Raw genomic sequence first — 19,480 nt, 5'->3', positions numbered from 1 at the left:
GAGTCATGTCCCTTGCTTGCAATTGGGGGAGAATAGGACCGAGCGGCCCGGGTAATATGATCGTTTACAATGACTGTCCGGATTTGACGAAGCGTAGGGTCAGCCGGACGAATGGGAAGGGAGGGAGCGAGTATTTTTTTCGGCAAGTTGAATATAATTGCCTGCGCTCCGGCCTGGAAGCGGCGCTGCGGAGCGCTTCTGCTTGCCGCTGCAGCCGCACTGGCAGCGGCTCCGCCGGGGCATGCAGCCGGAGCTGAGGCAGAAACGGCAGCCGGCTCTGTGCAGAAGCTGATTGATGCGGCGCCTCCCGGCTCCACCGTCAAGCTGCCGCCGGGAACGTATGCGGAGTCCGTCGTTGTAGCCAAGCCGCTGCGGATCGAAGCGCAGGGCGCGAAGCTGACCGGCAGCGGCAAGGACGTTCCGGTTGTTGACGTCAAGGCCAACGGCGCGGAGCTGATCGGTTTGTCGGTGGAAAAGGCAGTACAGGGCGAAGAGGCGGCCGTTCGGGTTACGGCGGACAATGTGCTGCTGGAGGGGCTTCAGGTTGTATCCCGCTCTTACGGCATCAAGCTGCAGCAATCCGACGGGACGATTATCCGCGATACTTCCGTCGAGCCGCCGGCCGCCATGCTCGGCCGCACTGCCAGAGCATCCGAGCGCCGCAACGGCATTGACCTGTACCGCTCACATCATAACCGGATCGAGAACAATCGGGTGAGCAGCATGTTTGACGGGATTTATTTGGAGGGCAGCAACGGGAATAAGGTGACAAGCAATCAGATCGACCATTCCCGGTACGGCATTCACATCATGTACACGAAGAATTCCGTCCTTGCGGACAATACCGGCTCCTACAACGTAACGGGCATAATGGCCATGATGGCCTCCGGCGCGGAAGTGACCGGCAATGCATTTGCGCTGCAAAAGGGAAACGTCAACTCGCAAGGCATGCTCTTTTATCAGGTGGAAAGCTCGAAGGTGGAGGACAACAAGCTTGTCGGCAACCGCGTCGGCTTGTATATCGAAAGATCCAAGGGCAATGTATGGAGCCGCAACGATGTTTCCTATAATTTTGTTGGCATTCAGCTGCTGGATTCCGAGGACAACCGGCTGGAAAATAACCGGTTTATCTCAAACGTCATTGAGACACAGGCGGACGGCAGCCGAAATAACGAGCTGCTGCGCAATTATTGGGACGCCTTTGAGGGACTTGATCCAAACGGCGACGGGATGAGCGATCTGCCATATTTAATGAACCCGCTGTTTCAGCGGCTGACAAAGGACAATACCGCTTACCAGCTTTTCTTCCAGTCGCCGGGAATGAAATTCCTTGAAAGCCTATTGGCATCAGGACAGCAGCAGTGGGCGCGGGATAGCGCTCCGCTCATGGAGCCGCCCGCCGATATGGTAAGCGTCCGCCCGGAAGAGAAAACGGCCGCCGGAACTGCGGCCGCTGGCGCAGCGCTGCTCGCAGCGTCTTTGATTATTATGTATACGGGGGTTAGAAGAAGATGAAAAAAAGAATGACAGCAATAATGATGCTTGCGCTAACAGCGCTGCTAATTGTAGCCGGCTGCGGTAAAACGGCTCATGAGCCGGCTGCGGTTGACGAGTCGGTTGATAAATGCGCGATTTGCAACATGGCGGTTAAAGACGATGCGTTTGCCGTCCAGCTGACGACGAAGGAAGGCAAAACGTTTAAATTCGACGATATTGGCTGCATGAACGAATGGATGGGCAAAAACACGGATGCAATCATCAGCGCGCAATATGTGCGGGATTACAATGACAAGGCCTGGATTGCCTATAAGGACGCTTATTACGTATACGATGCGGATTTCAAATCGCCGATGGCTTATGGGGTGTACAGCTTCAAGGATAAAGCAGGCGCGGAGGCGTTTGCAGGCGAACAGGGCAAGGGCCAGCTGATGACAGCGGAGCAGCTCGCTTCCCACAGCTGGGCGCAAAATAAAGAGCAAATGCATATGGGCGGCAACGCTAATGAAGAAGGGCACGCGACTACAGAGCATGACATGGACATGGGGACGAACGACGGCGCGGACATGAATATGAATGCAGCCAACGCCGATAATTCCGGTGCTCACTAACCGATGAATCTAATCCACATTGCGCGCAGAGAAATTAAGCTCGGCTTCCGCAACCCGTGGTCGTATTCTTTTCTTGCGCTGTTTACCGTATTTACGCTGCTGCTGTTGTTAATTGGAGCCCAGAGCTCGGGATCGGGCTACACGAGCACGACGGGCTCCATGCTGAATTTGATTTTATATTTGCTTCCGCTCATGACGCTGCTCATCGGCAGCTTCTCGCTGACAGCGGAGAAGGAGGAGGGGAGCTGGCAGCTGATTTCGACGTACCCGCTGCGCACGCTTTCCTTCATCTCCGGCAAATACATCGGGCTGACGCTAGTGCTGGCAGCAATCGTTTGTTTTGCTTACGGTGTTAGCGGAGTAGCGGGAGCAGCGGTCGGAAACGGGTTTGATTTGAAAACACTGGGGCTGTTTGTTGTGTTTTCGCTGCTGCTGGTGCTGCTCTATCTGGCGGTTGCGCTGCTCATTGGCACGGCTGCGTCGAACCGCTGGCAGGCGCTCACTTATGCGGTTGCGTTCTGGTTTTTCACGGTAATCGGCTGGCCGACGCTGCTGATCGCCATTCTGGGCTTTCTGCCTTATTTATGGATCAAACCGGCGTTAGTAGCGCTGACGTTCCTAAACCCGGCGGAGCTCGTGCGGCTGTTCGTCGTTGTGAAGCTGGGCGGCGGATCCATTCTTGGACCGGAGTACTACCAATGGGTAGAGGTGATGCAGAAGCCGTTTGGATCGCTGCTGTTTGCGGGCGTCTGCCTGCTCTGGATCGCCGCGGCTGGCGGAATCGCCGCATGGGCCTGGGAAAGGGGGAGATACCGTGGATAAACCGGTTCTGCTCGTTGAAGGCGTGGGCAAAAGCATTAAGGGGCAGCATCTTGTGCGGGATATCTCCTTGACGATGAATTCCGGCAGCGTGCTCGCGCTTTGCGGCGGCAACGGGGCAGGCAAAAGCACGCTGCTGCGCATCGTGATGGGCATCCTGCAGCCGACCTCCGGAACCGTTCAGGTGGACGGTTTGAGCTGGAAGCAAAACCGTAAAGCCTATGCAGACAAGCTTGGGTATATGCCGGACGACTATTCCTTCGCCAAAGGACTCACCGCTTGGGAAACGCTGCATTTCTGGGCGTCGCTGCGCGGGCTGCCCCGCAGCCGCACGGAGGAGGCGCTGGAAGAGGTTGGCCTGGCCGATGTGCGGGACAAAAAGGTGACAGCCTTTTCCAAGGGGATGCGGCAGCGGCTGCTGTTCGCTCAGGCGATGCTGGCCCGTCCACCGCTGCTCGTGCTGGATGAGCCGACAAACGGACTTGACCCTTATTGGATGGACGAGTTTGTTGTGCTGGTGAACAAGCTTCGCCGCGACGGGCATTCCGTCATCTATTCCACACATCAGCTTCCGGTGGCGGAGGCGTCCGCCGACTATGTCGTCTTCATGCAGCAGGGAGCGGCGGCCAGACAGGGGACGGTTGCCGAGCTGCTGGAGCGGTACGGTCCGGGCGGGCTGCATGCGGCGTTTGCCGAAAGCAGGCCCGGCGCGACGACGGAAGGCGCTTCGCGATGAGCGAGGCGCTGAGCCCGAAGCGCCAGCGCGTGCGGCGTGCGGCAAGCCTGCTGCTGTTGCTGGCGGCCCTTGCCGGCGGCGCGCTGCTGGTGAAACAGCAGCTTGGCAGCGGTGCGCCGGACCGCATCGCGGAGGGAGTCCGCGCACCCGAAATATCGGTGACCATTCCCGGCTCTGACGGACCCGTGCAGCTGTCTGATTACAAGGGCCGCACCGTACTTGTGCATTTTTGGGCGACCTGGTGCGAGCCATGCAAGCGCGAGCTGCCGGTAATCGATGAGGCTGCCAAGCTGCTAGCGGCTGAAGGCGGGGGCCGAAGCTCCTCAGGAGCTGCTGGGTCCATCGGAGCTGATGCAGCTGCTGCGGTTGGCAGTGGCAGTAAGGGCGGCGGAACCGGCGGCACGGGCGCTGTGCTGGCGATCAACGTTGGCGACAGCCGGGGGACAATGAACGAGTTTCTTTCTGCGGTAGGAATCAAGATGCCGATTGCTTCCGACGTAACGGGCGAAGCTGCGGCAGCTTTTCGGGTTAACGCGCTGCCGGTGTCTTTTGTCGTATCGCCCGACGGGCGGATTTTGCGCATTGTGCAAGGCGAATTCAAGAGCGTTGAAGAAATTCTCGACATCATGGACAAGGCTGGATGAGGATGGAAATGGCGGTTTAATTGGCTCACGGACCTTGAGGTCCGTGAGTTTTTTATTTGGGGGCTTAAATAAAAGGCGCCATAAATGGGGGAAAGAACTATCAATCCCGTCAGGATACGTGCGCACATTCTCCAATTCCTTATAGCAATGAACGGCGTGCGTCAGTCAGAGCGGAGTGCATGTTCGAGTGCGGCGTAAAAGTCTCGCGCTAGAGCGGTGAGTTCTGGTCCGGCCTCATCAGGCGTCCCGGCTCCGAGCGGTGGCTGCGGAACGTATTCCGCTCCAAGTTCGAGGAACCGGGCGTACTCTTCGCCCCGGAGTCGTGCCACCAGACGCAGGGCTAGGTCCATGCCCGCTGTAACCCCGGCGGCCGTCATGAGGTTCCCATCGATGACGACGCGCTCATCCACAGCCTCTGCTCCATAACCTGCCAGCAGGTGATGCATCGACCAGTGAGTAGTCGCGCCGCCCCTTGAGCAGTCCGGCAGCCCCGAGAGCAAAAGCGCCGGTGCATACGCTCGTCACAATGTCCGCCCCGTCAGCGATGCGGCGGATTGCCGCCATGGCCGCATTATCGGCGAGAAGGACGGGTGTATCCCCGCCTGGCACAAGCAGCACGGTCGGGAATGCCGGGGCATCCTCCAATGTGGTCGTGGGAATCAGCGGCAGCCCTCCGGCGCTGGTCACCAGCTCGCCCGGGGCGCCGGTCGTTGCCAGATGCACCTTCGCTCCCAGCATGGAGGCGAGGAAGTAGTGCGGGCCGATCACGTCAAGAGTGTCGAATCCCGGGTGCAGAACGATGACGACATCTTCGTTCGCGGTGAGCGTTACCCCGGGCAGTGCCGCAAGCGCGTCATGCGCCGCCACGGAGCGCTCCCATGCCGCTAGCGCCGCCGGATCGTTGGGACGTCCCGCCAGATCATGACGGGGCTCGGCATTCTGAGCGGGTCTGGTGTTCTCCGCTGCGGTCAAAGATTCTTCATTTTCTGAGCGTAGACGGCCGTCAGAAGGGTTAATAATTTGTTTTTTAGTCAAGCAAATTCATCTCCGTTTCGTGGGCGCAGGCAAGCTGCAGGCGCCCGGTGAGTGGGTTGGTAATGGCTTGAGCGCGGATCCCGAATACCTTGCGCAGCAGCTCAGGAGTAAGGACGTCTTCGGGTGTTCCCGAGGCGACCACCTTGCCTGCTGAAAGGACGACGAGGCGGTCACAGTACGCCGCGGCCAGATTAAGGTCGTGGAGTGTCACCAGGGTTGTCACTCCCAGCGCGTTGACGAGCGCCATTAGCTGGAGCTGATGGCGGATGTCCAGGTGGTTCGTCGGTTCGTCGAGCACAAGGATGCGTGGCTCCTGCGCGAGGGCGCGCGCCAGCTGGACTCTCTGCCGCTCTCCGCCTGACAGCGTACTCATGTCACGATCGGCAAGATCGCTGACACCGGCCCTCCTCATGGCTCGCTCGATCGCGAGAATATCCTCCGGTCTGTCGGACCCGAGGAGGCGGCCGTGCGCGATACGCCCTGTGGCGACGCACTCCGCTGCGGTCAGCTCCAGATCGTTCGGCCCGTCCTGAACGACTGCCGCCGTCACACGGGCCGCTTCCCGCGGGCGGGACTCCCAGACGTTGCGGTCCGCCGCCGTCACGCGCCCGGAGGTGGGGCGAAGCATTCGGTAGACGGAGCGGAGCACGGTCGATTTTCCGCTGCCATTGGGGCCGATGAGTCCGACGATGTCTCCGTCGGCGGACAGCGAGATTCCCTCGACGATCGTGCGTCCGGCGATTTCAATTGTGACATCGTCGACATAGAGAGCTGCGGCATTCATGCCGCCGGGGGTGTTCATGCCTCTCCTTTGCTGGAGCGCCTCAGCATCCAGAGGAAAAACGGAGCGCCGATGGCGGCGGTGAGCAGCCCGACCGGCAGTTCGGAGGGAGCGATAATCAGACGCGCGACGATATCGACTACGACGAGCAACAGCCCACCGGCTAGAGCCGATATGGGCAAAACCCATCTGTGATCTGAGCCGACAAACATCCGTACGGCGTGCGGAACTACGAGCCCGACAAAGCCGATCGCGCCGCTTACTGCGACGACAACTCCGACGAGGAGCGACGTGATTACGAACATCACTAAGCGGAAACGCCCGACATCGACGCCGAGACTCGCAGCGGTCTCATCTCCGATGAGGAGCGCGTTGAGGATCCGGGCCAACAGGACAAGCACCACAATGGCGACGACGAGTACGACAGCAGGGATGCCCAGGTCACCCCAATCCGCAGCGGCGAGGCTGCCGGAAAGCCAGGAGAGTACCTGGCTCACGCCTTGGCCGGGCGCGCTTGCACGCAGGACAAGGTAACTGGTAACGGAGCTGAGCAGGTATGACATCGCCATTCCTGCGAGAATCAACCGTCCCGGCGTGACACGGCCTCGCCGTTGCGCGAGCGCGAACACGATCAGGGTGGTTGCTAGGGCGCCAACGAAGGCTGCCACTGGGACAGAGACGAGAATCAGGGCGCCCAGACCCAGCGTAAGAGTCGCGACGGCCGCGACGGACGCGCCGGAGGAGATCCCGAACACGAAAGGATCAGCGAGCGCATTGCGCACCACCGCCTGAAGCACCGCGCCAGCGACGGCGAGAGAGGCCCCGACGACAAGCCCGAGCAGAGCGCGCGGCAGCCGGAACTCCCAGATGATGCGCGCCTCCACATCCGTCGCCGCGGTGGAGACGCTAGGCGGAAGGATGTGGTCGGCAATCACCGACATGACCCGGTATGGTGCGATCGGGACCGATCCGACGGATACGGAGAGCACCACGGCGGCGACACATGCAATCATAAGGGTGACGATGATGGTCCTCTGGCGACCGGTGCGGCTCGTAGGGGAGATCATGGTCCACTCGGCGGTCATGACTCAGGTACCGCGAGATTCAGGTCTGGATGGATGCCGTTCGCGATCTCCGTCAGGCCTCTCATCACGGAGATGGATGCGTCCGTGTCCGCGACGGGGATTTCAACGAGTCGGCCGTCCTTCACAGCAGGCAACTCGGGAAAGTTCGTCGTAATGTAGTCTCTGAGGGTTGCGAAGTTCTGACCCTCAAACGTGCCGATGAGGATTACGTTGGCGTTGGATGCCGCAAAATCCTCTTTGCTCATGTAAACCGAGTCCGCCGGGAACACGTTCTGTCCGCCTGCCGTTGCAATTGCATCGTCGTAGATGCCGCCTGCGAGCACAATCAGCGGTCCTTCGCCTCCGTTGTAAAACGCGACCCGTTGCGTAGGCAGACCCTTCACGGCGTCAACGACCGCCTGCTTCTCCGCGGCCATCTTTGCGATGAGCTCCTCCGCCCGGTCCGAGACGCCGAAAATCGTTCCGAAGTCTCGCAGGGTGCGGTATGGCGTCTCGATCGTCATAGTGGTAGCATCCGAGGTGCACATGTTCGCCCCAAGTACCTTGGCGCCACCCTCTTCGATTTGTTTCACCGAGGCATAGCCCTGCGAGGTGTCGAAGGCGTAGCCCTCCAGGGACTGGCCGACCACGAGGTCGGGGGCTTCGCTTAATAGAACCTCCTTCGAGGGCCAGCTCATCGAGGTGCCGAGCAGGGGGAGTGCCTTGGCGGATTCGGCAAGGCTGTCAGGGAAGGCGGCGTAGTTACCTGCGACAGCAGCAATGCGATCCTTGAGTCCGAGGGCAAGCATCATCTCGGTCGGCGCTTGCCATAGGCTCACCACACGCTCCGGCGCCGAATTGAACGTCAGCGTGCGTCCGCAATTTTCAACCGACACTGGATACGCGGACATCGCCGACGCAGGGGATGCGGTCGAATCAGGAACGCTTGTCTCCGGAGCGGAGCCACTGCCGCATCCGGATAAAGAGATGACGGCGATGAAAGCCAGCATAAGCTGGTTGGACTTGAATCTAATCATGAAAGAAAACCTCCAATATTCTGTTCGTACTGAAAAAAGCCGTAACTGCTCTGGTTCAGCAGATTGGTCTACAGCTAAACTAGAATAAAGCTCTATTCTTCTTTCTGCATGACTATTAATAGCTATGGTTGTAGCGAAATTTCGAATTTTATGGAAAAAAAGTTGAGGAATAGACAATAGCCCGCCGGCCTTCAAAGGCCAGCAGGCTTGTTTGCAAACAGATGAAGACCGCGATAGCAGAGATGTCAGGACGGGAGGAAGCCGAGGTTAGCTTTCTCCCGTTGTTGATTTAATGATGATGTCCAGCAGGAGCGGCGGCAGGAGCTGCGTCCTTCTGCTTTTCCAGCTCAGCAAGATGCTCGATAGCCTTTGATCCAATCGCAAAGCGTTTGGCTGGCATAATTTCATACTCTGTGGAGATGCCACTGAATTTGATCCGGTATACGCCTTCCTTCTCAAGCGGTTGCTTTATTGTGTATATGCCTGGAGCAGATTGAACCGCTTCTGCAGAAACTGCATGGGAGGAGCCATCCTCCGGCCAAATCATAAAGCTTGATTTGTAAAAGCCGTTATAAGGCTTTCCGTTTTCCTCTACGACGACGGAAAAGCTGTTTTCTTTGCCGATTTGCAGCTTTTCCGGGATTTGCAGATCGACTGTCAAGTGAGCGCCAAATCCTTTTTCGTCCGTTCCCGATGTGTTGGCCTGACAGCCGCCTAGCAGAAGCGCGGTCGCTGTCAGCAGCGGCGCGGCCGCTCGGGCCAGCTTTTTCATCATGATTAAATTCCTCCTAAAAAACCGATATGCGAATGCCGGGTTCGGCTTTTCCTTAAGCGGAAAACCAGCTGCTAAGCGCCGGAACGCGGCGGATAATGAGCAAATCGACTACTAACACGATCAGAATGGATAGGCCGACAAGCGGCATCAGGACGCCAAGCACGCCCATAATGACAAGCAGACCAATGCTGACCTTGCGGTCTCGCGGTTTGCCCGGAGCGCCAAGCTTGCGGGCTGGAGCGCGCTTTCGCCACATGACGTAAGAGCCTGCGGAAATCAGAATGAGTCCCAGGCAGGCGAGCAGTCCTAGCAGCTGATTGGCCAGGCCGAACAGCTTGCCTTCGTGGAAGGCAATTCCAATAGTAATCAGTTTGGCCAAAATGCCGTAATCGGCAAAACGCACATCGGTCAGCACCGCTCCGCTGTATTGGTCGATATGCAAAGTAGCGTTGTAGGTTGGATTGTCCTTATCCGAGGACAGGGTAAATACGCCTTTGTCACTTTGGGGCAGCGTGATGGTGTAAGGGCGACTTACGCCTTGGCGATCGGCAATACCGGCAACCTCATTCAGCGAAATTTGCATATAGCCGCCGGCTGCAGACGCGGGAACGGGAAGGTTCTCAGTTGCCCAAGGCAAATTGTCCGCCACATCCTTCGCTCGGGTAATGGACTCCGGCGCCCCCGTAAAGGTGTAGGCATAAGGAGGAGTGTTTGTATTCGTCGAATTGGCAAGCTTGTCGATTTGCGGGCCAACGACTCCCGACCAAGGCAAGCCGCCCATAATGATTGCGATGAGCAGCAGCGAAATCCAGAATGCCGGCACAGCATGCAGATCGCGCCAGAACTGGCGGCTGCCGCGTTTGCCGAGGCGGGGTAGTATAGTTCCCCATATAGTGAATTTACCGCGCGGCCACCAGAGATAAAGGCCGGTTATCGTCAGTACCAGTCCCCAGCAGGCGGCGAGTTCGACGATCCGGTTCGGCAGCGTGCCGCTGAGAAGCAGCTGACTGTGCAGCTTTTTGAACAGCTCGGTAAATGTCTTTTCGGTATCGATCGTTCCGGTAATACGGCCGGTATAAGGATCGGCGTACATTGTTGTAGGCACACCGTCCTGGGATACGCTCATCTTAACGGTTGAACGCGGATTGTCCGGCATAGTAATCGAACCGATGGCAAGACCGGGACTTTCCTTGCGAACTGCCGCAGCCAGCTCGTCGGGAGAGAGCTTCTCTGCTCCAACCTCGCGAACGGTAAGCATATCTTTGTAAAGCTGGCCTTCAATTTGTGGCTTGAACAAATAAACCGAGCCGCTAAGCGCCAAAATGATCAGGAAAGGCGCAAAAATAATACCCGCATAAAAATGCCATCTCCAAACGCTTTGGTAAAGCGCGGACATGACTGAGCGCCCCTTCGATCTGTTCGTTCCGGGCGTAGAACGTTCTAATTCCAACCCCATTCGCTATAAACCCTCTTTTCCAGGATGATTAATTTAACTTTTCTAGTATAGAAGGAGGGGCACAGCCGGGCATGACTCTTTATGGCTATACGCGAAAATAAGAACAACGGTGAATAGGCGAGCCTTCGTTAACGATGGCGGCTCGCCTTGTTTTAGTGCTATTCGTTTACTTTAATGAAGAAAGCCACGTCGCCATCGTAATCATTTCATCTTCCGTCAGGCGATCTTTAAAGGCAGGCATACCGCCGCGGCCTTCGGATATCGTTTTATACAGCTGTTCCTTTGTCAGAGATGAACCGATTTTTGTTAAGTCCGGTCCGATACCGCCCTTCAGATCGGTGCCGTGACAGGATATGCACATGTTTTTGGAAATGAGCTGCGCCGCTGCAGCATCGACCTCCCGCTCAGGAACGCTGAAGGCAGCCCCGCCTTCCGAAACCTCTTCTTTTTCCGGCATTTGGGTGAGCAAAATAAAAACGGCAAACAAAGCGGCTGCACTCATCAAGCCCGCCATAATCCACTTATACATACTTGTCCTCCTTTTGAGTTTTCCAATTAAACGGTTTCGGCGGCAGGATTAATGAAACAATACCCCAATCCTCTTACGGTGTGGATCAGACCCACCAATTCCGGGTTAATCTGCCGCAGCTTCCCCCGAATACGCCGAATATTGACATCAACGGTTCGGTTATAGCCGACTTGGTTTGATTTCCAAACGCCCTCCAGCAATTCTTTTCTGGTGACGGTTTGGTTGCAGTGTTCGCTCAAATAACGCATCAGTTTATATTCACAAAAGGAAAGGCGAATCGAATAGCGATCCACTCGGATAAAAGGAGAATGCGGGGCGAGCTCCACGGTTTTATGCAGCAGTTTATTTGGAAAAGGGGTGTTCTCGGCAGCGTTTGGGCGGCTGATCCGGTTAAGGATCCCGCGGATGCGGTATAAAAGCTCTCTTGAACTGAATGGTTTACTGATGCTGTCATCGGCGCCGGCTTGAAAGGCCTTTAATCTATCATCTGCGTTTCCTTCTGACGTAATGATGATAACCGGAGTGTTCCGGGCTTTCCGTATAACGGCTGCGCATTGGAGAAAGCCCCCCGCACTTAACTGGGACGCATCGATCAATAGTAGAGAATAATTACAGTATTTATGGCGGTACTGTTTGTCCAGCAGCGATGCTTCTTCCACGCTCCAGCCAGCCTCTTTGCCGAAAAAGCCGATCGTTGTTCCTAAACTTGCCGTACAATCCAGCATTAATATTCGCCTTGCGCCTTCGGGCATGATGGAACCTCCCTTGTGTCATTTTTTGCATTTTAGCATGACTTTAATAAGGGTTCTATAACTCGATAGTGCTACTTATTTCGTGATGACTCTTTATTACTAGCGCTTTATAGCTATATTTAATTAAATAAACGAATATATTTTATATTTAGGAAGTATAATTCAAGGAATGGTCAAAAATTATACAATAAATCAACATATTATCCTGAGAACTAACTCTTTTGAGTTATATGGATAATATTTCTCTCCTTTTATGCTGAGAACAAACGGAACGAGGAGGGGGATTGGCTTGAATTTTCCAACGATTGATTTCGGCTGGCTGGGAAATGGCAATTTGATAGGAATGATGGCTGTACTGCACGTCATGATCAATCACGCAGTAGCTATTGGCGGTTGTGTTCTAGCCGTGTCCATTGAGTATCGTGGACGCAAGGACAATAATCCGGCGCTGGACGCATATGCCAAACAGCTGACAAAGTGGATTCTTATTATTACAACAACCGTTGGCGCCATGACTGGCGTAGGAATCTGGTTTACAACGACGGTTATTTTGCCCGAAGCTATCGGCGCGCTGCTGCGCATTTTTCATTGGGCATGGTTTGTGGAATGGCTCGTCTTTGTAACCGAGGTCGTGCTGCTTCTCACGTATTATTACACTTGGGATCAGTGGAAGGGAGAAAAAAAGCAGCGGCATTTCCGCGTAGGCGTGGCATTGTGCATCATGTCGTGGTTTACGCTGGTCATTATTACCGGCATATTAGCGGCGCAAATCAATCCGGGCAATTGGGTGGAGACATTGTCGTTCTGGGACGCCTTTTTAAATCCGACCTGGGTTCCGTCAACTATATTCCGAACATTCGCCGCTATTACACTTGGCGTGGCTGTGCTGAATATTTTCATCCGGTGGAACTTGAAGGAAATGCGGGATCGTATCGTGGTTCAGCGCATATTTGGTAAATGGCTCGTTGTGTCCGTGCCGATTATGCTGCTGAGCGGTTTCTGGTACTTGCGCAGTCTGCCGGATCAGGCCAAAACGCTGGTCAAGTGGGCATCAGGAATGAGCGAAACGGCGTTTATTTTGCTTAATGTCGGCGGGCTTTTTTTAATTTTTGTACTCGCGCTGCTGCTAATGGACGGAAAGCCTAAAATGCCTGCCGTCCTGACCATCTTCACCGCTGCATTCTCATTGCTGCTCATAACGGAATTTGAGATTGTTCGCGAAAATATCCGCAAGCCATATGTGATCTACAATTACATGTATGCTAACGGCATACTGAAGGCAGACGCTGAAAGGCTGACGAAGGAAGGCGTATTAAGCAACGCAACATTTACGACGGTAAAAAAAATTACGGCAAGCAACAAGCTTGAAGCGGGGGAGCAGCTTTTTCGTATGCAGTGCATCTCTTGCCATAGCATTGACGGTGTCAGACGCAGCAGAGCGATGACGGAACGTATTGACGGATGGAGCAAGGACGCGCTGATGGGATTTATTCCTAATATGCATCAGGTTCATGCCGTAATGCCTCCATTCATAGGCACAAAGGAAGAACTGGAAGCACTGTCGGAATATCTGGCAACGATTGTATCCAAACGCAACGGTGAAACAGCGCAGGGAGGGAAGTAACTTACATATGATACCTCTATTAAAATCTCCAGTCCCGAACGATCTTGGCTTATCCATTCCTGGAAATTTGCCTTGGTTCGAGGTTCTGATTGTAATTGGATTTATTTTACATCTCATTTACGTCAATATTGTCGTGGCCGGGTCGGTGAACGCGGTGCTGTTTGAAATCAGAGGCATTCTTAAGAAGGACGGAGTTGCGGACAAGCTCGCCTATCATCTTGCAGCGCTGGTATCGATTCATAAAAGCATAGCGGTTGTACTCGGCGTTGCGCCGCTTCTCATCATAAGCACGATCTACACTCAGTTTTTCTATCCATCCACAATTCTGATCGGGAAATGGTGGCTTATGCTGATTCCGCTGCTTATCATTTCGTTTCTATTACTCTACGTGTATAAATACACATGGGAGAGGTGGCGTGAGCGAAAAAGCCTGCATCTGTCCTTCGGCATTGCCGGCGCGGCCATCTTGCTGTTCGTTCCGCTGATTTTCATTACAAATGTGGCTTCCATGCTGCATCCAGAGATGTGGGCGGGCTCCAAAGGCTTTCTGGACTCGCTGTTTCGCTATCCGACGATTTGGCAGCGTTATTTTCATTTTATGTCCGCAAGTTTTGCTATCATCGGCATGTACATGTATTGGTGGGGGAGAAGACGAAGCCGGAAGAGCGGCGAAGCCGAATTTCTGCTTGCTCAGAAGTTCGGTAAAGGCACCGCCTTTTTATTCACGCTTCTGCAGCTTATTGCAGGACCGTTCCTGCTGCTGAGCATGAGCAAGGAGGTTCGGGATCATTTTCTCGGAGGTTCTATATTTCATACCGTGCTGTTAGGTATTGCAGTCATTCTGGCGATTGCACTAATTATACTGTTATATAAATTATATCGAGCCGATTCCAGAAAGCTCTTCATCGCTTCGGTTACGCTGCTTCTAGTCATTATGGGATTAATGAGCTGGATTCGGCACGAGGTCCGCGAGTTGTATCTCGCTCCGTATATGGAAGAGTCTCCGAGAAATGTGCAGGATGGAGCAGGTAAGGTCGACCCTTAATGCTCATACGGTATGACTGACGGAAACGCTGCTTAAGGGCAGCGTTTTTGTTTTACCTGGAATGGGTGCATATTGGTGTTTTGTATGATTTTTCACACAAAGTGAATTAGGGCGATGTAGAATTTTCATAATTTATATGATTTATCATACAAATTATCTTGGCTGGCACCGGGAAAGTGGAGTTTTGTATGATTTATCGCACAAAGTGTTAAAATACGGCGGCTCCAAATCGAATTTTGTATGATAAATCATACAAAAAGTAGAGCTGGCCTATAAAAGGAAAAGCGAAAGAGGGCGCGCCCGGAACGGCATCTGCCGCTCTAAGCGCGCCCTTGTAAGGACTGAAAGGGTTAACGTTGTTTGCCGGCCGCATTCCGTTCCATAACGGTGCGGATAACGCTGCGGTTGCGGATGCCGGCGAAAATGTTGAACAGGCCGAGCAGCATGAATACCGCTCCGACAATGACGCGCAGCGTCGAGCCGGTGTACACGAACATTTGAATGAAGGCAATCAGGATAAGCATGACGCCCATGCTGATGTTCATTTTGGCCGCGTAAAGCGCTCTCTGGTTGGCATCTTTGGAGCGGCGCGAGCGGAAGCTGTTGATGACGGAAAACACGGAGCTGGCAATTATGCCTGCGATGAGAATCCATTGCAGCCAAACGACGGGATCGTTCATGGAATCCGGTATGTCTCCTTTGGCGGGCTGGAGCCCGTCCGGTATTTTTCGCCATTGTACCATAATCGGCAGGGCTGCTGCGAGTTGGAGGCCAGTTATGGGCCGTCGTATTAGCGCGCCTGGCGCAGGCGCGGTATCGGGGATAGGCGGAAAAAGCAGACTGCGCCCGCGGGCTATGCAAATCGCTTAGCCGCGAGCGGCTACGGCGAGCCTCCGCTCAGCTCCGGCCCGAGCGTGCGGACGCTGACCCATACCTGCAGCCGGTTATCCACGACAAGCACGGTTTTGATATCGAGCGCAAACCGTTTGTCCCGGTCGCGGTACACTTTGCCGGCCAGCAGCTCGCGGGCCAGACGCGATTCACGGTCGATTTCGTACATGCTTCTCCCCACCAGCACGATCAAGTCGTCATGCAGCTGAGCTTTCAGGCGGGACTTGGCCGGCTCATCCATACCTGCCGCCCCGGGGCTGTCCTCGAAGCGGATCTGCACCGTTTTGATGACGGAGTGCTGTTTTTTGAATTTGCTCAGCTGCTCTAGCTCGTAGTCGCGTTCGTTGAGCTGATCCTCCAGCTCGCCCTTCAAGTTAATGACACGGTCGAACTGCGCCTGAAAAAGCGAATGATAGAGAGCAGCGCCGATGATCATGCCGCATAGAACAAGCCCGGCCGCTTGGCTGAATCGTACGAAGCGGGCAAAAGGGGGAACTCGCATCGTTCGTGCTCACCCCGTTCCCCGGCATATCATGCGGATAAGCTCCGTTCCGGCATGAGCGCCGACAAAGGCGCACAGAATGAACAGCACCTGCTGGGCGACCGGCGACAGATGTCCCTCCATCATATTGCTTTCAATGACGCGCATCGGGTCGATTGTGCCGCCGACGGCGGCGACGAGCGCCCATATTTTCAAGCGGGAGGCTGTATCAACCATCATGGAGGACGGAGGGGACATCGCCAGCACGGACCCGATTCCCGCCAGCAGCGCGCCTCCGACCACAACGCCAAAAGCGATAAAACAATCGATCAGTGCTTTGCTCAAAATCAAGTTCATGCGCCGCATCCGCCTCACCTTTCAGGGATAAATTGGGGCCTGTACGCCCCTTCTTCATTCTATGGGCCTGTACCGGTCTTTTATGATAAGATAGAGGGAAAGAGCGAACAAATGTACGGCGGGAGGAGAAGTTGTGATGAGCGCGGACGAACGATTTGTGCACCTGCATGTGCACAGCGAATACAGCTTGCTGGACGGGGCCGCGCGCATTCGCGATCTGACGGCGAGGGCGGCTGAACTGGGCATGGGCTCGCTGGCGCTGACGGATCATGGCGTCATGTATGGAGCGGTGCCATTTTACAAGGCGTGCATCAAACACGGCATCAAGCCGATTATCGGCTGCGAAATGTATTTGGCCGGAGGCTCGAGGCTGGACAAAGGCACGCGCAAGGACAATCCGATTTACCATCTCATTTTGCTTGCCCAAAACGAGACCGGCTACCGCAACCTGATGAAGCTGAGCAGCATCGCTCATCTGGAGGGCTTCCATTACAAGCCGCGCATCGACCACGAGGTGTTGCGGGAGCATGCGGAGGGACTTGTCTGCCTAAGCGCCTGTCTGGCTGGCGAGGTTGCCCAGCATCTGCTGCATGACCGTCCCGAAGAGGCGAAGCGCGCGGCGCTGAAATACCGGGAGACGTTCGGGGAGAACTTTTATCTGGAGATTCAGGACCACGGCATGACGGAGCAAAAAAAGGTGACGGCGGGCATGATTACCCTGTCCAAGGAGACGGGAATCCCGCTGGCGGCGACCAACGACGTGCATTACCTGCATCGCGAGGATGCGGCTGTCCAGGATGTGCTGATCTGCATCGGCACCGGCAAATCCGTCAGCGATCCCGACCGCCTGCATATGCACGGGGACGGAATGTATCTTAGAAGCGCGGAGGAGATGGAGGCGCTGTTCCGCCATGTGCCGGAAGCGCTGGCCAATACGGTGCGCATCGCGGAGAGCTGCCGCCTTGAGCTGAAGTTCGGAGAGCATGCGCTGCCGGAGTACCGGCCGCTGCCGGACGGCTTGAGCTCCGCCGCTTATTTGGAGCAGCTTTGTTTGAAAGGTATGCAAGAGCGGTATGCGGGGGCTGGGCAGACTGCAGTGCTTTTGGAGGAAGCGGAGCGCAGGCTGCGCTACGAGCTCAGCGTTATCGAGCGAATGGGCTTCAGCGACTATTTTCTCATCGTATGGGATTTTATCCGGTATGCGCATGAGCAGGGCATCCGCACCGGCCCGGGGCGGGGCTCGTCGGCGGGAAGCCTCGTCGCCTATTGTTTGCGGATTACCGACGTTGATCCGCTGAAGCACCGGCTGCTGTTTGAGCGTTTCCTTAACCCGGAGCGGATCAGCATGCCGGATATCGATATCGACTTCAACGACGAACGGCGCGATGAAGTTATCGCATATGTAAGCCGCAAATACGGAGCCGACCATGTGGCGCAAATTATTACGTTTGGCACGCTGGCGGCAAAAGCGGCCGTCCGCGACGTCGGGCGGGCGCTGGATGTGCCGATCGGGGATGTGGACCGGGTCGCCAAGCTCATCCCGGGACAGCCGGGCACAACGCTGGAATCTGCGCTTGCTTCCGTTCCGCAGCTGCGGGAATACGCGGAGCGGGACGGCACGCGGGAGCTGATTGCGACCGCTTTGAAGGTCGAAGGCATGCCGCGCCACGCGTCCACCCATGCGGCGGGCGTGGTCATTGCCGGACGTCCGCTCACGGATTATGTGCCGCTGCAGGCGGGCTCCGAGGCTGCGCCGCTTACGCAATATTCCATGGAAAACGTCGAGGCGGTCGGCCTGCTCAAAATGGACTTTCTGGGCCTGCGCACGCTATCCATTCTGGAGCGTACGCTGAAGTGGATCGCCGGCGAAACGGGCGAGGAGATTGATTTCCGGACGGTTCCGGATGACGATCCCGCTACTTACGAAATGCTGGGGCGCGGCGACACAACGGGCATATTCCAGCTGGAGTCAGCCGGAATGCGGCGTGTGCTCAAGGATCTCAAGCCAGGCTCGTTTGAGGATATCGTATCGGTTCTGGCGCTGTATCGTCCCGGTCCGATGGAATTCATTCCGCGTTTTATCGGCGGCAAACACGGGCTGGAGCGGGTGGATTACCCGCATCCGTCGCTGGAGCCGATTTTGAAGGATACGTACGGCATTATTGTGTACCAGGAACAGATTATGCAAATCGCGTCCCAGATGGCCGGCTTCAGCCTTGGCGAAGCGGATTTGCTGCGGCGCGCCGTGTCCAAGAAAAAACGTGAAATTCTGGATGAACAGCGGGCTGCGTTTCTGCAGGGCAGCCGGGGACAGGGCTTTACGGATGAGGATGCGAATCGCGTCTATGATATGATTTTGCGGTTTGCGGATTACGGTTTCCCGCGTGCGCATGCGGCCGCTTACGGCGTGCTCGCTTTTCAGACAGCCTGGCTGAAGAGGCATTACCCCGTCGCTTTTATGGCGTCCATGCTGGCTTCCGTCACGGGCAATCAGCGCAAAACGGGCGAATATATCGACGAGTGCAAACGGATGGGCATGGAGGTGCTGCCGCCGGACGTGAACTACAGCTCGGTTACGTTCAGCCCGGAAGGCGGAGCGGTACGTTTTGGTCTTGCCAGCATTAAAAACGTCGGCATGCAGGCGATTGACTCCATTTTGCGGGAGCGGCAAAACCGCCCCTTTGGCAGTCTGATCGACTTCTGCCGCCGCGTCGATCTTCGAGTCGTCAACAAACGTGTGCTGGAGAGCCTGATCGGCGCAGGAGCGCTGGAGTCGCTGCCGGGGCATCGGGCGCAGCAGCTGGCGGCGCTCGACGAGTCGGTTGAGGCAGCCCAGAAGTGGCGGAAGGAGCGGGCGGAGCTGCAGATCGAGCTGTTCGGCTTTGAGGAGGTGCAGAACTGGGATGTAGAGCTGCCGCAGGTTCAGCCCTACACCGGAACTCAGCTGCTTGAGCTGGAGCGTGAGCTGCTTGGGCTGTATCTGTCGGGGCATCCGCTCGACGAAGCGGAGGAGCAGCTGCGGGAGCTCGAGCTTGACCGGCTCCCGGAGCTGGCGGATGCGCCGGACGGCACGCGCTGCGTGACGGCGGTGCGCATCATTTCGGTGAAGCAGCTGCGGACGCGCAAAGGGCAGCAGATGGCTTTCGCCGAGGTGGAGGACCGCATTATGCGCGCCGAGGCGGTTGTGTTTCCGGCCGCGTGGGCGAAGCTCGCGGACCGCATCGTTGCCGGCGGCCTGGCGGTATTGCAGGCCGCCGTGCAGCAGGGTGACGAGGACATCAAGCTCATCGTAGATGACCTCGTCACCCTGGACGACCCCGAGCTGCGCGCCGGGGTCGTCCAGGGT

18 protein-coding genes and 1 pseudogene are annotated in these 19,480 nt (G+C 56.1%); 8 read left to right on the top strand and 11 right to left on the bottom strand.

Annotation, left to right across the window (positions count from 1 at the left end; genetic code table 11):
• Positions 1-111: 111 nt before the first annotated feature.
• The 5 genes from M3223_RS11475 to M3223_RS11455 are packed head-to-tail and all read left to right on the top strand — an operon-like array spanning position 112 to position 4,307.
• Positions 112-1,515 carry a right-handed parallel beta-helix repeat-containing protein gene (locus tag M3223_RS11475; RefSeq protein ID WP_251561460.1) on the top strand — a complete coding sequence of 468 codons (1,404 nt, stop codon included), beginning with the start codon at positions 112-114 and terminating at the stop codon, positions 1,513-1,515.
• Positions 1,512-2,108, top strand: a complete 597-nt coding sequence (locus M3223_RS11470; RefSeq protein ID WP_251561457.1) for a nitrous oxide reductase accessory protein NosL — start codon at positions 1,512-1,514, stop codon at positions 2,106-2,108. Before M3223_RS11475 ends, M3223_RS11470 begins: the two co-directional genes overlap by 4 nt.
• A 3-nt stretch (positions 2,109-2,111) precedes the next feature.
• The gene (locus M3223_RS11465) at positions 2,112-2,930 is read left to right on the top strand and encodes an ABC transporter permease (protein ID WP_251561455.1); all 819 of its coding nucleotides are present in this window, start codon (positions 2,112-2,114) and stop codon (positions 2,928-2,930) included.
• Positions 2,923-3,663 (top strand): heme ABC exporter ATP-binding protein CcmA, encoded by a 741-nt coding sequence (ccmA, locus tag M3223_RS11460; RefSeq protein ID WP_251561453.1) that lies wholly within the window; start codon positions 2,923-2,925, stop codon positions 3,661-3,663. The genes M3223_RS11465 and ccmA overlap by 8 nt, the downstream gene beginning before the upstream one ends.
• On the top strand, positions 3,660-4,307 hold the full coding sequence (locus tag M3223_RS11455) for a TlpA family protein disulfide reductase (protein WP_251561451.1): 648 nt from the start codon (positions 3,660-3,662) through the stop codon (positions 4,305-4,307). The genes ccmA and M3223_RS11455 overlap by 4 nt, the downstream gene beginning before the upstream one ends.
• 161 nt (positions 4,308-4,468) lie before the next feature.
• Here M3223_RS11455 and M3223_RS24485 read toward each other — a convergent pair.
• The 8 genes and pseudogenes from M3223_RS24485 to M3223_RS11415 all read right to left on the bottom strand — a co-directional run bounded on the left by M3223_RS24485 (position 4,469) and on the right by M3223_RS11415 (position 11,736).
• Positions 4,469-5,075 (bottom strand): annotated as a pseudogene (locus M3223_RS24485) (DJ-1/PfpI family protein).
• 259 nt (positions 5,076-5,334) lie between these two features.
• Positions 5,335-6,144 (bottom strand): ABC transporter ATP-binding protein, encoded by an 810-nt coding sequence (locus M3223_RS11445; RefSeq protein WP_251561448.1) that lies wholly within the window; start codon positions 6,142-6,144, stop codon positions 5,335-5,337.
• Positions 6,141-7,208, bottom strand: a complete 1,068-nt coding sequence (locus tag M3223_RS11440) for a FecCD family ABC transporter permease (RefSeq protein WP_251561446.1) — start codon at positions 7,206-7,208, stop codon at positions 6,141-6,143. Before M3223_RS11440 ends, M3223_RS11445 begins: the two co-directional genes overlap by 4 nt.
• Entirely contained in the window at positions 7,205-8,224 is a 1,020-nt protein-coding gene (locus M3223_RS11435) for an ABC transporter substrate-binding protein (RefSeq protein WP_251561444.1), read from the bottom strand. Before M3223_RS11435 ends, M3223_RS11440 begins: the two co-directional genes overlap by 4 nt.
• Positions 8,225-8,513: 289 nt before the next feature.
• Positions 8,514-8,999: a FixH family protein gene (locus tag M3223_RS11430; protein ID WP_251561442.1), complete on the bottom strand. Its 486-nt coding sequence runs from the start codon at positions 8,997-8,999 to the stop codon at positions 8,514-8,516.
• 52 nt (positions 9,000-9,051) lie between these two features.
• Positions 9,052-10,395 (bottom strand): PepSY-associated TM helix domain-containing protein, encoded by a 1,344-nt coding sequence (locus M3223_RS11425; protein WP_251561440.1) that lies wholly within the window; start codon positions 10,393-10,395, stop codon positions 9,052-9,054.
• A 226-nt stretch (positions 10,396-10,621) separates the two neighbouring features.
• The gene (locus M3223_RS11420) at positions 10,622-10,984 is read right to left on the bottom strand and encodes a c-type cytochrome (protein WP_251561438.1); all 363 of its coding nucleotides are present in this window, start codon (positions 10,982-10,984) and stop codon (positions 10,622-10,624) included.
• 26 nt (positions 10,985-11,010) lie between these two features.
• Complete coding sequence (locus M3223_RS11415; RefSeq protein ID WP_251561437.1) at positions 11,011-11,736, bottom strand: response regulator transcription factor; 726 nt, start codon at positions 11,734-11,736, stop codon at positions 11,011-11,013.
• Between the two features lie 289 nt (positions 11,737-12,025).
• Here M3223_RS11415 and M3223_RS11410 point away from each other — a divergent pair, with 289 nt between their 5' ends.
• Positions 12,026-13,360 carry a c-type cytochrome gene (locus M3223_RS11410; protein ID WP_251561436.1) on the top strand — a complete coding sequence of 445 codons (1,335 nt, stop codon included), beginning with the start codon at positions 12,026-12,028 and terminating at the stop codon, positions 13,358-13,360.
• Between the two features lie 7 nt (positions 13,361-13,367).
• Positions 13,368-14,405 carry a cytochrome c class I gene (locus M3223_RS11405; protein WP_251561435.1) on the top strand — a complete coding sequence of 346 codons (1,038 nt, stop codon included), beginning with the start codon at positions 13,368-13,370 and terminating at the stop codon, positions 14,403-14,405.
• 350 nt (positions 14,406-14,755) lie between these two features.
• Here the strand turns inward: M3223_RS11405 and M3223_RS11400 are convergent, their stop codons facing one another.
• The 3 genes from M3223_RS11400 to M3223_RS11390 all read right to left on the bottom strand — a co-directional run bounded on the left by M3223_RS11400 (position 14,756) and on the right by M3223_RS11390 (position 16,134).
• Positions 14,756-15,148, bottom strand: coding sequence for a YtpI family protein (locus tag M3223_RS11400; protein ID WP_353057690.1), 393 nt, complete (start codon positions 15,146-15,148; stop codon positions 14,756-14,758).
• A gap of 137 nt (positions 15,149-15,285) precedes the next feature.
• Positions 15,286-15,798: a hypothetical protein gene (locus M3223_RS11395; RefSeq protein WP_251561434.1), complete on the bottom strand. Its 513-nt coding sequence runs from the start codon at positions 15,796-15,798 to the stop codon at positions 15,286-15,288.
• Between the two features lie 9 nt (positions 15,799-15,807).
• Entirely contained in the window at positions 15,808-16,134 is a 327-nt protein-coding gene (locus tag M3223_RS11390; protein WP_251561433.1) for a YtrH family sporulation protein, read from the bottom strand.
• A gap of 136 nt (positions 16,135-16,270) precedes the next feature.
• On the opposite strand from M3223_RS11390, the gene M3223_RS11385 reads away from it, so the two are divergent.
• Positions 16,271-19,480: DNA polymerase III subunit alpha (locus tag M3223_RS11385; protein WP_251561432.1), on the top strand; the 3,210-nt coding region annotated here is incomplete at its 3' end.

The sequence above is a fragment of the Paenibacillus pasadenensis genome (assembly GCF_023715725.1).
Taxonomy (GTDB): domain Bacteria; phylum Bacillota; class Bacilli; order Paenibacillales; family Paenibacillaceae; genus Paenibacillus_O; species Paenibacillus_O pasadenensis_A.
This window is presented reverse-complemented; position numbering and strand designations above follow the sequence as displayed.